The following is a 13,964-nucleotide window of genomic DNA, read 5'->3' on the forward strand; positions in this document are numbered from 1 at the left end:
GGAGCCCCCGGATCCCATCCTCGGGCGCGCCGCTTCACGTTCCGTTCCTTTGGCGCCAGATCGTGCGGGCCGTACGGACATATGCCATGGCCCGGGTGAGGTGTCCCGGCGGCGGAGGGGTGTCCGCCAGCCGGTGGTACACCGTGATCATCTCGTTGACGAGGACGCGCCCCTCGGGGGTGAGCGCCCCGGAGGCGGCCAGCACCGGCAGCACCGCGCCGACCTGTTCACGGCAGCGCGCGTGCTCGGCCCACGCCTGGTCGCGGACGGCGAGGCGCTCCGCGCCCAGGGCGACGCGCTGCCAGAAGTCGGCGAGCGCGATATGGGAGAACGCGCCCTGGAGGAGCCCGTCGAAGGGCCGTGGATCGGAGCGCCAGGGGGCGAAGTGCCGTGGTGAGGCGTCCTCGTGGTGGAGCGGGACGAGGGTGGCGAGCGCGGCGAGCTTGGTGTGCTGGAGCTCGTGCACCAGGGTCGAGGCGAAGAAGGCGGGGGTGGCGGGCCGGCTGGTGAGGACCGCGCCGAACGCCTCGCGCCGGGTGCCGCTGCACTGCGCGGACCCGTCGCCGGAGGGCGCGGAGCCGGGCGGCGGCGAGAGCGGGACCAGACAGTGCAGCAGGGTGGCGGTCTCCTCGGCGCGGTGCGGGCCGCCGATCCTCAGCAGCGGCTCCACCTGTGCCCAGGACCGCTCCCACGCCGAGCGGTGGGTGCTGTTGAGGCTGGTGACGGCGGACAGCCCGAACCGCTCCAGCCGGGTGCCCGCCGTACGGTACGGATCGAGGTCGTCCAGCGGTACGGGCGCGGCACCGGGACGTACGGCGGCCAGCGTGAGCACGGGCAGCCAGCGCGGGTCACCGGCGCGCGCGCCGTCGGGGGTGAGCCGTACGGTGACGGGCCCGGCACCGGCCTGACGGAACGTCACCCGGTCCTCGGACAGCTCCGTTTCGACCGGTACGGGCGGTCCCGGTTCGGTGCGCAGCGCGCCCAGGGTCGGCAGCGCGAGCAGCCCGTCATAAGCCGTCAGGCGCGCGGTGAAGGGCAGTCGGGCGCGGATGGCGGCGGCGGCCGCGAGCGCGCTGAAGTGGGCGAGATCGGCGGCGAGTTCGGGGGTGGGCCCGGCGGCGGTGAGACCCCGCAGACAGCGCTGCGCCCAGGGACCGGCCAGCGGATAGAGCAGAACGGTCCGCACGGCGGCCCGGTCGGCCCGTTCCGCGGCCTCCAGCAGCGTCCAGTCCCGGCGCAGCCGGTCGAGTGCCCCGGGCGGACAGACGGCGGAGGACGCGGCCCCGGCGGCGTCGAGCAGGGCGCGCAGCAGGACGAGACGGCGGGTGTGCTGGTCGCGCACGAGCAGTCCGAGGGCCTCGGATCCGCCTTCGGTACGGCCGAGTTCGCGCAGCACGGTCTCCGGTACGGCGGGGCTCACCGGGAACCTCCCGCGATCGACGCGGCCGGGGCCGGGATGGCGGCGGGGGCGACGGCCGGAGTGGCGGCGGAGGCAACGGCCGGGATGGCGGCGGAGGCAACGGCCGGGATGGCGGCGGAGGCGGCGGGACCGAAGGCCGGGGTGGCGGCGGAGGCGGCGGGACCGAAGGCCGGGGTGGCGGCGGGGGCCGGGGCGGTCCTCGCCGCCCCCGTGGCCGCTTCGGTGAGCCTGGCCGCCACATGGCGGATCAGGCGCTCCAGATCGGCGCAGTAGACGGAGGGGTGGCTGAAGCCGTCGCCCGCACGGTAGCGGTGGGCGTAGTGGCCGCCGCCGCACACGGTGAGCAGGGGGCAGCTCAGGCAGCCGGCCGCGAGCGCCGCCGCGCCCGCCTGCCGGGCGGCGACCCCGGGGTGGCGCAGGGCGTCGTCGAAGGAGTGGCGGAAGACGTCGAGCCCGGTGGCGGCGGCGGTGTCGTAGGCGGACTTGAGCGAGTCGACCTGTTCGATGGCGCCGTCGGTCTCGACCACGACGGCGTTGACCGGATCGAGTCCGAGGGACTCGGTGGCGGCGGGCAGCCCCAGCAGCAGCGCGAGGCACTCCTCGAAGAGCCGGATCCTGGTCTCCCTGCGGCCCGCCGACCACCAGCGGTCGAAGACCGTGCTCAGCCAGTCGCCGTACGGGGTGGGACGGCCGGCGCCGGGACCCTGGCGCCCCGGGTCCATGGCGGGCAGACCGGGCGGCGGCGTGGTCCAGTTGCCGTGCGGCAGCAGCAGATCGAGCGCGGGCGGGCGCAGCTCCAGCAGGGATTCGTACATCTCGACCGGGTCGGTCCGCGGGTCGACCACGGTGAGGATGCCCGCGTACGCCTCGGGGTGGTGCGCCGCGAGGAGACGCGCGCCGCGCGCGGCGGCGGGCCAGGAGGGGCGCCCCGCGTGGTCGGTGCGGAGCGTGTTGTGCGCGGGCAGACCGCCGTCGAGACTGACGCCGACGCGGATCGCGTGCCGGGCGAGGGTGGCGATCCTGCGCTCGGTGAGCAGGGTGGCGTTGGTCTGCACGGTGGCGTGGACCGTACGCCCGGGGCCCGCGCGCTCGCGGACGAGACCGGTGAAGGAGGCCAGCCGGGCGGCGCCGGCGAGCAGCGGCTCACCGCCGTGCAGGACGAGGGCGAGTTCGTCCAGCCCGTGCGCGTCCGCGTGCTCGGCGATCCGGGTGGCGGCGTGGTCCAGGACCTCGGGCGGGGCGGCGGCCGGGCGGTCGCGCCAGGTCCGGTCGGGGCCCTCGTACAGATAGCAGTAGCGGCAGGCGAGATTGCACCGGCCGTGCACCTTGACGATGAACTGCCCGAAGGGCACGGGCTCCCGGCCCACGGGCGGCGTACCCGGCACGGCCGTACCCGGCACAGGCGTACCCGGCACAGGCATACCCGGCACAGGCGTACCCGGCACGGGCGTACCCGGCGCGGGCTCCCGGACCGCGGGGCGGCCCGGTGGGCCCGGTGCGGGAGCCCTGGCCGTGGCGGTCCCGGCAACGGGCGCCCCTGTCACGGGATACGGGCCCGCACCCGCGCGCGGCATCCCCCGTCGAGACACGTCCGGAACCCCCATGATGTACGGCGTCTGGGCAGCCGTGGCCGCCTGTCCGGGGCAGCCGCTGTCGCCTGGCCGGGGCGTGGTTCCCAGGATGACCGGGGAGACAAACCCACCGTGGCGAGGTTGACCGGTTCAGCGGTGTCCCGGACCGAAACGGTGTACGAAGTGCCTTCTCAGAAGGCGTTGTTGAAGCCCCACAGCATTTCCCGGGGCTGGTCCTCCCTGCCCCGCAGATCCGCCACCACCTCGGCGAGCACCGGGTGGTCGAGGGTCCGCAGCGTCTCCAGGTCCAGTGCCAGCAGGTCGGGCAGGCCGCCACCGCCGTCCGGCGTCGCGGCCCCCGCGCCGTGCGTCATCTCGCTCATCACATCTCCCCGTAACCCCTGTCGTGGAGCGCCCGGCTCAGCGCTCCAGCTCGGCCAGCCGCTCCATGGTCGACCTGGCCGTCACACCACCGCCGTCCGGCAGCTTGCGCCATTCCGTACGGGCCGCCCGGTATGCCTCACGCGCGGCCCGGGGCCGTCCCGCTCTCTCGTATGTCATACCCCGCCAGTGGTTCGCTTCAGCACGCAATCCGACGGCACGCAGCCGCTGTTGCGGACTCTCCAGTTCCTCCTCCGCCGTCCTGGCCGCGTCCGCCGCGTCCCGGAACGCCTCGGCCGCGTCGTCCAGCCGGGCCGGCCGGCGCAGGGTGCGGTACGCGTCGAGATGGGAGCGTCCCAGCTCCAGCCAGCAACGGGCCTCGGTCAGCGGCTCGTTCGCCTCCTGGGCCGCGAGACCGAAGAGATGCTCGGCCTCCCGCAGATCCACCCGGTCGTCGTTGATCCGGTGGCGCAGCATCAGCGCCTGTCCCAGCATCAGCAGCCGTTCGGCCTGGCGCGCGGTGCCCGTCGCCGTCTCCGTACGGCAGTCGCGCAGCACCCGTACCGCGGCTCCGGTGTACGGGGCGCCGTCCGGCAGTTCGGCGCGGCGCAGCAGGGTGGCGCCCCATTCGGCGAGGAGATCCGCGTGGGCGCGGGAGTCACGGGCGGTGCCGCGGACCGCGCGGGCGAAGCACTCGGCGGCCTCCTCCAGGTCCCCGGGGTCGCCGGAGCGTTCGTACCGCGCGATGCCCACCCGGCCCGCGCGCGCCCTGAGCGAGGCGAGCAGCCGCTCGTCCCGGACCGTCGCCAGCGACTGTTCGATCAAGGTTCCGGCCTCCTCCAGCCCTTCGCCCGACCGCAGCAGGGCGTCCACCAGGTCGAGCAGGATCCTGGCCTGGGTGGACACGGTGTGCGCTCCCGAGCCGGGGGCCAGGGCCTTGCGCAGCGAGCGCGCGGCCTGGGTCGCGTACACCTGGGCCTGTTCGGTGTCGCCGGTCGCCCCGGACAGCCGCAGCAGGGTGCGGCCGTGCGCCAGGGGCAGTCCGGCCGGGCGGTTCTCCTGGTCGGGCCAGACGTCGGCGAACGCCTCCAGCATGCCGATCGCGCCCTGGAGGAGCGCGCTGTCACCGCCGAGGCGCCACTGCGCCTCCAGGGCGCGCACCCGCTCCAGGGTGAGCCGCAGCGCCTCGCCGGGCTCCAGACCGGGTGCCGCGCAGGCGACGGTGTACTCGCGGTCGGCGCGGCGCAGCAGTTCCAGCGCGCCCCGCCGGTCGCCGCGCCGGCGCCGGTCGTCGGCCGCCGCGTGCAGCACCTGGGCCAGTACGGCCCGTTCCCTTACGGCCCGGGGGTGGGCGGCGGCCCGTTCGGCCGCCCGTACCGCCTCACGCAGCAGTTCCCCGCCGCCCTGCACCTCCCACAGCCGCAGCAGACAGCGGGCGGACTCGGCCCACAGCTCGGGGTCGGCGGCGCCCGGCGCCTCGCGCTCGGTGGCGCCGCGGAGCTGCTGCACGGCGTCGATCAGATACTGCACCATGCCGTCCGACTCGAACTGGCGCAGCAGTTCACGGGCGCTCTCCACGGCGGCGTTCGTGGTCCGGTCCTCGGGACCGGCTCCGCCCGGGTCGCCGTCGAACTGCTCGGGCAGCGGCATGAAGCGCTCCAGCACCCGCGCCGCCACCTCGGCGAAGGGATGCGGGGCACGCTGTCCGTCGCCGCCCGCTTCCGCGCCGTCCCCGGCGTCCGCGCCATCGGCGCCGTCGGCGGCGAACGCGCCGTCGTCGTCGAGGCTGCCGCGCGGGAAGAGCGGTCCATGGCTGCCGTCACCGAGCTGGGCGAGCGCCAGCGCCGGGAAGTTCGGGCCGCCTCTGCCGAACCGCTGCTCTATGTACTCCGAGCAGTGCTTGAGGACGAGCATCGCCTCGTCGCGTCCCAGCGGTCCCAGCAGCGCCTCCTGCACGCCGGGGGCGAACTCGTACCAGGGCCCGTCCTCGGCGCTGTCGCTCTTGCTGCGCGAGAGCAGCCCGCTGAGCAGCACCTCGGCGAGTTCGGAGGGACCGGAGTCGGGCAGCATCGTCCGCTGGACGAGCTGCATCACCGGGAGGTAGAGCGGGGCCGCCGCGAGATAGACGGCGAGCTGTCCGGCGACCGGGGAGGCCGCCGAGCGGAACCGGCTGACGAGCTGGAGCGAGGACATGCGGTCGCCGGGGCGCGGCGGGGGCGCGGCGGGATGGTCGGCGCGCACCCAGCCGACGGCGCCGGAGATCCGGCCCGCGCCGGTGCCCGACAGCAGCCGGGCCCAGGCGCCGAGCGCGCCCGCGACCGGCGGCAGTACGGGGATGGCGAGGGCGCCGGGGTGGGCCGCGGGGCCCGCCGCCGTCTCGTCACTGACCTTCAGGACGGCGGCTCCGGCGAGCCCTTCGCCCCGGGAGAGCACCCCGTAGGTGACGGGCAGCCGGGTGCGGTTCCACATGCGCTGCGGTAGCGGTTGCAGTACGGCGGTGGGGGCCTGGCGGCCGAGCTGGTGCAGCAGCCGGTGGGCGCGTCCGCTGTGCCAGAGCGGTCCCGCGCAGTCGCTGACGACCACGGTGACCCGGCGTCCGGTCGGATCGCTGAGCCGGTCGGCGGAGCTGAGGGGCGCGGCGGCCGGGTCGGGGCTCCTGCTGACGGCGGGCGCTCCGTCGGGGCCCTGGTGCAGATAGCGCACCTGCACATCCCGGAAGGCACCCAACTGGCCGAAGATCTGCTGGAGTTCGCCGAAGAGCCGCTCCCACACCCGCATGGACGACGAGGTGTCCATGACGAACTGGAGGAGCGCGTCCGCCCGGGACACCCCGCGGAACACCGGGATGATCAGCCCGCCGGCACGGGCGCTGAGTTCAACGGTCGCCACCTCGTCTAGGGTACGGCGCAATGGCGGCACGGCGGGACGGTACCGCTGGAGCGGGCGCAGGGCACGCTGGAGTTCGAGCGGCGCGGGCAGCGCGGGCGCCGCGGGCACACCGAGGGTGAGCGCGGCGGACGCGCCGCCGGAACGCGTCCCCGGCCCGTGGTCGCGCGGTACGGGATAGAGCGCGATCCGGCGGTCGGGGTCCGGCGGGTCGGGCCGCGCGAACGGCTCGTCCACCGGGCCGTCCTCGCCCGTGGGGCCCGGCTCGCCCGGCCGGGTGACGGACGGCGCCGACGGGTCCGCGGCACCGGGACCGGAACGTGCCTCGCCCCCCACGCCCTCCTCGCCGGACGGCTGTCCCGGCCGGCCGCCGCCGGTCTGGCCGGCCAGCCAGATGGCGTCGCAGAGCTGTTCGGCGTCGGGGTCGAGACCCGCTTCGCGCAGCCGGACGACGAGCGCGGTCAGCAGGGCGCCGTCGTAGGGCGGCCGGCCGTCCGCGTGAAGCCGCTCCGGGGCATGCCCTCGTCCCGGTCCCGGCTCGCTGTCCGGGCCGTGCCGTGCCGTGACGTCGGGCATCAGCGCATCACCTCGGCCGGTCGAGTCGCTGGATGAGCAGGTCGGCGAGCCGGTCCCGGCCGGCCGGGGCGGCGGCGTCGGTGAGATAGATCGCGTTCAGGAGCTGGTCGGTGGAGATCAGCTCGCTGCGTGAGCGCTCCAGGAAGTGGGCGATGAGATCGTCGCCCGCGCGGGCCGCCTCGTCACCGAGATGGGCCCGTACGAAGGTGGCGAGCCGCTGGTGGTCGGGGCGGCCCAGCTCCAGATGGATACAGCGGCGCATCAGCGGCGCCGGGAAGTCGCGCTCGCCGTTGCTGGTGAGGACGACGAAGGGGAAGGCCCGGCACTGCACCCGGCCGCCCCTCACCTTCACCTTCGTGCCGTCGTCGGTGAGCACCTCGGCCTCGCCGTCGGGCAGCCGGTCGGCGATGCGCTCCAGTTCCGGTATGCCGAACTCGCCCTCCTCCAGCACATTGAGCAGGTCGTTCGGCAGATCGATGTCGCTCTTGTCCAGCTCGTCGATGAGCAGCACGCGGGGCAGCTCGGAGGGGAGCAGGGCGGTGCCGAGGGGGCCGAGCCGGATATAGCTGCCGATGTCCGCCGACGGGTCCTGGCGCTCCGCGCCGTCCGGCCCCGACGCGGCGTGATGCGCGGCGATCTGCACATCCTGGAGCCGGGCGATCGCGTCGTAGTGGTAGAGCCCCTCCAGCAGCGTGGAGCGGCTGACGATGGGCCAGCGCAGCACCCGGCCGAGCCCCAGCTCATGGGCGACGGAGTGGGCCAGGGTGCTCTTGCCCGCGCCGGGACTCCCGGTGACCAGCAGCGGGCGCCGCAGATAGAGCGCGGCGTTGATCATCTCCAGCTCCTCCGCGCCCGGCCGGTGCAGCTCCGCCTCGTGCCGGTAGCCGCCGAGCCTGCGGTCGGCGGAACCGTCCGACGCGGTGTCGTCCCTGCCCGCGAAGTCCCGCCAGGGCGGCGGCGGCGGAAGCTGGGTGATGCCTCCGTGCGGTTCGCCCGCCCCTCGGTAGATGAGCCACTCGCCGGGTTCACTCATCACGTGTTCCTCATCGTCACTCGTCCGCCGGGGCGGTCTGGGGCAGTCGGAAGAGCCGGACGCGCGTCGCCCCGGGCAGGGCCGCGGGGACACCGTGCATCACCGTAGCGATCCGGCGTCGGCCCCGTAAGAGGCCGCGGCGCGGGCCCGTTCACGGCGCCTCCAGCAACTGTCCCGAGCCGGGCAGGGGGTGGTGCGGGTCGTCGTAGTAGAGCGCCACGCCGTCCGACCAGTACATCTCCGCCCGGCCGGCGCGCACTCCGCGTCTCAGCTCCTGGATCCTGCGCGGGAGCTGATCGGCCGTCCCGGCCTCGGCGACGGTGTCCACGGCCCGGCGGTGGAAGTCCGCGCAGACGATGTCCGGCCGGTCCTCGCCACGGCGCAGCAGCGCGATGTGGAAGCCCCCGCGCACCACCCGCCCCAGCCCGGCCGCGGTCTCGCCGTCGGGCCGGTCCCCGTAGCGGCAGAGCACGGGCACGGTCTCGTGGGCCAGCGCCCGCAGATCCTCCTCCGTCGGTACGGGTACCCGCAGTCCGTCCTCGCAGTCGAGGACCTCGGCCCGCATCGCCACGCTCCAGGTGCGGTTCCACCGCGCCCTGCGCTCGCGCGCCTCGTCCTCGGAGAGCGGCGGCTCCTGGTTCGAGGAGCGGACCACCACCGGGCGTACGGTGCCGAGCGGCGGCTCGTCCGGCGACAACTGCCAGCGGTCGACCTCCAGACCGAGCTGCGCCTGGACGACGGCGACCTGGAGCACCGCGGGGTTGTCCGGTTCGTCGCAGCGGCGGAACGCCTCGGTCAGCGCGGCGGCGAGCCGGACCGGCAGCTCCTGGCCCGGGGTGCCCCTGCTGTCCTCCCTGACGGGCAGCACCTCGCCGGTGTGCCGGGCGACGCCGACCCGCCAGTCGTAGCTGTCCCGCTCCCAGCCGCGCGGCTCCAGCTCCAGCAGGACGAACGGGCCCTCGCCGTCCACCGGCCGCTCCCCGTACGCCGGGGACGCGCGCCGCTGCGCGCGGTCGGTGCGGTGGCGCGCGGCGGACCAGAGCCGGGTGATCTCGTTGCGGAACTCCCGGGAGAGCCGGTCGTCGGCCATCCGCTTCACCCAGTCCCAGAGCGCCTCCTCGGCCGCCGGTGTGGAGTGGGTGACATAGGGACGCTCGGCGGAGATGACGCTCATGCAGTACCGCAGGACGAGTTCGAGGGCGGCCTCCCCGCCCCGGGTCTCGTACAGCGCGCCGAGCCCGTCCCGCCAGCTCCGCGGCGCCGGATAGCGGTCGACCGAGTGGACGTTCGGCAGCCGGACGAGCAGATCGAGCAGGCTGTGGGTGGAGACCGGCGGCGGCAGCTCGGCGAGCCGGCCGAGCAGGAGGATGCGCTGCTGGGGGGTGAGCGCGCGGTCGGCGCCCGCGCCGAGTCCGCTCTGCACATCGGCCCAGGTGCGGCCGGTGCCCACCCGGCTGGTGTGCCGGTCCGCGTGATAGCGGTCATGGGCGTGGAACAGGGCCTGGTAGTCGTCGTCGGACTCGGCTCCGGCCATCGCGGCGGGCACCGGCAGCGAACGCAGCCGCTCGACACCGATCGATGTGCCGCCGAGGCCGCCGACGAGCTGCGACTTGAGGACCCCGACCACCTCGCCGCGGGCCGGGTCGACGGTGGGTCCCCCGGAGACCCCCGGCGGCAGTATGTCCCCGCCGAGCCGCATCTGCTCGTCCGGATCGGCCCAGCCGCCGACCGTACCCTGCACGGCACACTGTCCGTAGAGCCGCTTCAGCCGCCCGCCCACTTCCGTCCAGCCGGAGTAGAACACCTGGCCGCCGCCGAAGAAGGCCGCGGGCCGCTCGGTGACATAAACACAGGGGTGTTCGACGGGTCTGCCGAGCCGGATGAGCGCCAGATCGGGGCCCGGCCAGGAGCCCGGCGAGCCGAACGAGCGGGCCGAGAGCGCGTCGCGCGGCGGCTCGGGCAGCGCCGCGACCACGGAGCCCGCCACCGAGGACTCACCACTGCCGGGACCGATCTCGAACACCACCGTCACGTCCCGCCCCTCCCCCTGCATCGCCACATGGGCACATGTGAGAACCCAGCTCGGGGCGATGAAGAAGCCGCTCCCCAGGAAGCCGCCGCCCGGTCCCTCAGGGGCATACCCGTGCGCCGGGTCATGGATGCGCACGGTGGCCGCCATGACGAGGTCCATGAGCGCACGCCGGGTCTCGTCCGAGGCGCCCGGCGCACCCCGGCCGTACCCGTCGATCATGGTCCGTTCCCGGCCGGAGGCGTGGGCCCGCCGGGATGCGCCGGTGCGCCGGGTGGTGCGCCCCCGGGCGCGGAACCGGGCGGTGTCACGGAGGGTGCGCCCCCCGGCTGGATGCCCGCCGGTGGAGTGCCCGCCGCCCCTGCCACGGCCTGGGGAGGCACGAGGGGCGGCGCCGACAGATCGGCGGGCGGTCCGCCGTTGTTCCAGGTGAGGGTCACCTTGATCGCCCCCTTCGCCTCACCGTCCGCGAGCAGTCCCACGACCTTGCCGGACTTGGCGGTCAGTTCGATGCCGAACTCGATGCTGACCTCGTCGGGCCGCACCGCCCTCAGCGGTCCCACCAGCGACCGCGCGACGCTGGTGACCACCCCTTGCAGACTCTCCACCCGCGCCTGCACCTGATCGGCGAATCCGGTGTCCGAGTAGGTCAGGCCCCCGGAGGGCCGCCCCAGCTCCTCGGCACCGGAGATCCGGGCCCATACGGGCGTGCCGTCAGGCATCTCGATGCGGGTGATACGGACTTCTCCGTCGTCCATGACGCCCCCGTTCCCCCAATTCCCCGCAGGTTAACGGCAGTACACAGCCGAAGCGAGGCAATGGGGGAGGACGGCGATTCGGCCCCGGGCGGTTCCCGGCGGCCCCGGCCGGGCCCGGGGCCGGGCCCGCGGCCACGGCACCGCCCTTCACCAGGCACTAGGCTGTTCGCCATGTACTTCACCGACCGTGGGATCGAGGAACTGGAGAAGCGGCGCGGCGAGGAGGAGGTCACGTTCGAGTGGCTGGCCGAGCAGCTCCGTACGTTCGTCGACCTCAATCCCGACTTCGAGGTACCGGTCGAAAGGCTGGCGACCTGGCTGGCCCGGCTGGACGACGACGAGGACGAGTGACCGTCCGCACGGTTCCGGCGCGCAGGCTGTCGTACGCGAGGACCACCATCCCCTGCGCCATCAGCAGGGCTCCGGCGAAGGCCCATCCCGTGCTGCGGTGGCGGGCCGCCCAGAGCACCAGCGGAACACCGGCGGCGAGCTGGCACGTACCCGCCAGCCGGGCCCGGGGGCCGCGCAGCCAGGGCCCGAGCGGCCCCTCCTCGACGGTGTCCAGTTCGGCCCGTACGGTGTCGCGCCAGCCCGCCCACTCCACCTGCTCGGCGCCCGGCTGGATCCGCGCCACCTCGCGCAGCCGGTCGGCCGGTTCCCCCGGGCTGAGCCCAACGGGGAGCACGATCCCGGCCCGGGAGAGATACGCGGTGAACGTGAGGAGCCGGTCACGGGAGTCGGCCGCCGGGTCCTGACGGGTCAGCGGTTCCAGGGCCGGGAGGTCCAGTACGGGATCGAGGTCGAGCCGGGCCGTGAACGTGCGCATCGCCTCGTCCTCGCCCACCGGGGTGCCGTCCGCCAGCCAGACGTAGCCGACCGTACGGCGGAAGCCGGCCGCCAGCGTGAACCCGGCGCGGTCCGCGTCCCACCACAGCGCGAGCACCGGCCAGTCGGCGCCGACGGCGAGCGCGGAGGCCCAGCCGGCGACGACGCGGTCGACCGGTTCACCCCCGTCCCGCCAGGGTTTCCCCTCGGGCACCAGCACGCTCCAGCCGGGGCCCGCCGGGGCGAGCAGCATCCGTTCACGGAGCAGATGGGCGGCGGGCCGTACCACCGCCGGCTCGGCCCGGCAGAGCAGCAGAGCCCCCACGGAAGTCGCGTTCATGACCCTTACGCTAGGCCACTTCGCTCGGATATGAGCGCTATGTCTGCCAAGTGCCTCCGGGTTCCCCTGGCTTCCCCCGGGGGTTCGGCCACCCGGCCTTGACTTCCCAAAACCGCGATATATCGTGTTCACCCAAGAGACGCGATATGTTGCGTCGAGGCAGGCCCTGGGAGGTCAGCACCATGCCCGAGTCGACCTGGGAAGTCGCCGAGCCGACGAAGCTCACCTTCGACGACCCGGTGACGGCGCTCCATGTGCGTATCGTCAACGGGACGGTCAATGTCGTCGGCTCCGACGAGGCCGCGCCGCACGGCCGGGGCGGCGCCCGGCTGGAGATCTCCGGTGTCGAGGGACCGCCGCTGACGGTGACCCGCAGCGGCTCCACCCTCACCGTGGCCTATGGGGACCTGCCTTGGCAGGGCTTCCTCAAGTGGCTCGACGGCAAGGGCCGGCACCGCAGCGCCGTGGTCTCCCTCACCGTCCCGTCGGGCACGGCGGTCGAGGTCGGAGTGGTCGGCGCGGGGGCCGTGGTCTCCGGGATGCGGGGCCGCACCGATGTCCGCGGGGTCAGCGGCGACACCACACTCGTCGGGCTGTCCGGCGAGGTGCGCGCCGACACCGTCTCCGGAAGCCTGGAGGCGCAGGCCGTCACCGGGGACCTCCGCTTCACCTCGGTCTCGGGCGATCTGACGGTGGTCGAGGGCGCCGGGTCCTCCGTACGCGCGGAGTCCGTCAGCGGCGACATGGTCATCGATCTCGAACCGGCGGACCGGCCCACGGACATCAAGCTGGCCTCGGTCTCGGGCGGGGTCGCGATCCGGCTGCCGCATCCCGCGGACGCGCGGGTCGAGGCGAACACGGCGAGCGGGCGGGTGGCCAACGCGTTCGAGGATCTCCGGGTCAGCGGGCAGTGGGGGGCGAAGCGGATCACCGGCACACTGGGGGCGGGCACGGGCACACTCAGGGCGACGACGGTGTCGGGTTCGATCGCGCTGCTGAGAAGGCCGCCGGCGGAGTACGGACCGGCCGACGCGATGCCGACCGACGCGAAGGAGTTCTGACATGCCCCCGGTCTTCGCCCATGGCCGACTCCGGCTCTATCTGCTCAAGCTCCTCGACGAGGCGCCACGCCACGGGTACGAGGTGATCCGGCTGCTGGAGGAGCGTTTCCAGGGCCTGTACGCGCCGTCCGCCGGCACCGTCTATCCCCGGCTCGCCAAGCTGGAGGCCGAGGGTCTGGTCACCCATGCCACCGAGGGCGGCCGCAAGGTGTACTCGATCACCGACGCGGGCCGTGCCGAACTGGCGGGCCGCGGCGGCGAACTGGCCGATCTGGAGCTGGAGATCCGTGAGTCGGTCTCCGAACTGGCCGCGGAGATACGCGCCGACGTACGCGGCGCGGCGGGACAACTGCGCAGCGAGATGCGCGCGGCGGCCTCGGAGACCCGCAAGGGCGGTACGCGGACGGACTGGGACACGGCGTTCGCGGACAGCGAGTCGTGGCGCGCGGCCAAGGAGGAGCTGAAGCGCGCGAAGCAGGAGTGGAAGGAGCAGGCCCGCCGCGCCAAGGACGAGTCCCGCCGGGCCCGCGAGGACGCGCAGCAGGCGCGCCGTCAGGCCAAGGAGGCCCAGGAGACGGCCCGTCAGGAGATGCAGCGCATCGCGAAGCAGGTCCAGGACCAGGTGCAGGACCACTTCCTGCGCGGTGACTGGCCCACAGGCGTGCGCGAGGGCCTCTCGGAACTGGCCGGGCAACTGGGCGGGCTGGCCCGCGGCGCCAAGTCCGGGCCGGCGGAACACACGAAGCCCACGGAATCCGCGGCGTCCGCGGAGACTGCGGAATCCGCGGAATCCGCGGAGGGCACCGCGCGGACGGGGCCCGGGGAGCGGGCGTATGACTCCGCGTGGGCCGAGGACACCCCCGGGACGGGCGACCCGGCCCGGGATCTGGAGCGTCTGCTGGACCGCTTCCGGGACGACATCCGCGACGCGGCGCGGGACCACGGCGTCACCCCTGCCCAGCTCGCCGACGCCCGCCGCCATCTGTCCACGGCGGCGGCCCATATCGGCGCGGTGCTGCGGACGCCCGGGAGCTGACGGGCGCAGGCCCCGTGCCGGTCGTCCCGGCACGGGGCTTCCCGCCGC

At 74.5% G+C, this 13,964-nt stretch carries 10 protein-coding genes and 1 pseudogene; 3 read left to right on the forward strand and 8 right to left on the reverse strand.

The features are described from left to right. Positions 1 to 34: 34 nt before the first annotated feature. From ACFYYH_RS03755 to ACFYYH_RS03785, 7 genes and pseudogenes are all read right to left on the reverse strand, one after another. Positions 35 to 1,420, reverse strand: coding sequence for an aKG-HExxH-type peptide beta-hydroxylase (locus tag ACFYYH_RS03755; RefSeq protein ID WP_388545467.1), 1,386 nt, complete (start codon positions 1,418 to 1,420; stop codon positions 35 to 37). A 197-nt stretch (positions 1,421 to 1,617) separates the two neighbouring features. Then, positions 1,618 to 2,820 (reverse strand): annotated as a pseudogene (locus ACFYYH_RS03760) (FxsB family cyclophane-forming radical SAM/SPASM peptide maturase); the annotation flags it as partial. Positions 2,821 to 3,182: 362 nt separating this feature from the next. After that, positions 3,183 to 3,374 carry an FxSxx-COOH cyclophane-containing RiPP peptide gene (gene fxsA / locus ACFYYH_RS03765; protein ID WP_388545470.1) on the reverse strand — a complete coding sequence of 64 codons (192 nt, stop codon included), beginning with the start codon at positions 3,372 to 3,374 and terminating at the stop codon, positions 3,183 to 3,185. Between the two features lie 37 nt (positions 3,375 to 3,411). After that, positions 3,412 to 6,834 carry an SAV_2336 N-terminal domain-related protein gene (locus tag ACFYYH_RS03770; RefSeq protein WP_388545473.1) on the reverse strand — a complete coding sequence of 1,141 codons (3,423 nt, stop codon included), beginning with the start codon at positions 6,832 to 6,834 and terminating at the stop codon, positions 3,412 to 3,414. A 7-nt stretch (positions 6,835 to 6,841) separates the two neighbouring features. Beyond that, entirely contained in the window at positions 6,842 to 7,867 is a 1,026-nt protein-coding gene (locus tag ACFYYH_RS03775; RefSeq protein WP_388545476.1) for an AAA family ATPase, read from the reverse strand. 151 nt (positions 7,868 to 8,018) lie between these two features. Then, positions 8,019 to 10,118 (reverse strand): trypsin-like peptidase domain-containing protein, encoded by a 2,100-nt coding sequence (locus ACFYYH_RS03780; RefSeq protein WP_388545478.1) that lies wholly within the window; start codon positions 10,116 to 10,118, stop codon positions 8,019 to 8,021. Beyond that, positions 10,115 to 10,654, reverse strand: coding sequence for a CU044_2847 family protein (locus ACFYYH_RS03785; RefSeq protein WP_388545480.1), 540 nt, complete (start codon positions 10,652 to 10,654; stop codon positions 10,115 to 10,117). The genes ACFYYH_RS03780 and ACFYYH_RS03785 overlap by 4 nt, the downstream gene beginning before the upstream one ends. 171 nt (positions 10,655 to 10,825) lie before the next feature. On the opposite strand from ACFYYH_RS03785, the gene ACFYYH_RS03790 reads away from it, so the two are divergent. After that, positions 10,826 to 11,005 (forward strand): DUF6104 family protein, encoded by a 180-nt coding sequence (locus ACFYYH_RS03790; protein WP_014048295.1) that lies wholly within the window; start codon positions 10,826 to 10,828, stop codon positions 11,003 to 11,005. Here the strand turns inward: ACFYYH_RS03790 and ACFYYH_RS03795 are convergent. Further along, entirely contained in the window at positions 10,929 to 11,819 is an 891-nt protein-coding gene (locus ACFYYH_RS03795; RefSeq protein ID WP_388545483.1) for a hypothetical protein, read from the reverse strand. The genes ACFYYH_RS03790 and ACFYYH_RS03795 overlap by 77 nt on opposite strands. Before the next feature lie 182 nt (positions 11,820 to 12,001). On the opposite strand from ACFYYH_RS03795, the gene ACFYYH_RS03800 reads away from it, so the two are divergent. Both ACFYYH_RS03800 and ACFYYH_RS03805 read left to right on the forward strand, forming a co-directional pair. Beyond that, the gene (locus ACFYYH_RS03800; protein ID WP_388545485.1) at positions 12,002 to 12,880 is read left to right on the forward strand and encodes a DUF4097 domain-containing protein; all 879 of its coding nucleotides are present in this window, start codon (positions 12,002 to 12,004) and stop codon (positions 12,878 to 12,880) included. Between the two features lies 1 nt (position 12,881). Further along, entirely contained in the window at positions 12,882 to 13,916 is a 1,035-nt protein-coding gene (locus ACFYYH_RS03805) for a helix-turn-helix transcriptional regulator (RefSeq protein ID WP_388545488.1), read from the forward strand. Positions 13,917 to 13,964: the final 48 nt, after the last annotated feature.

Source organism: Streptomyces sp. NPDC002018, from assembly GCF_042890865.1.
GTDB lineage: Bacteria > Actinomycetota > Actinomycetes > Streptomycetales > Streptomycetaceae > Streptomyces.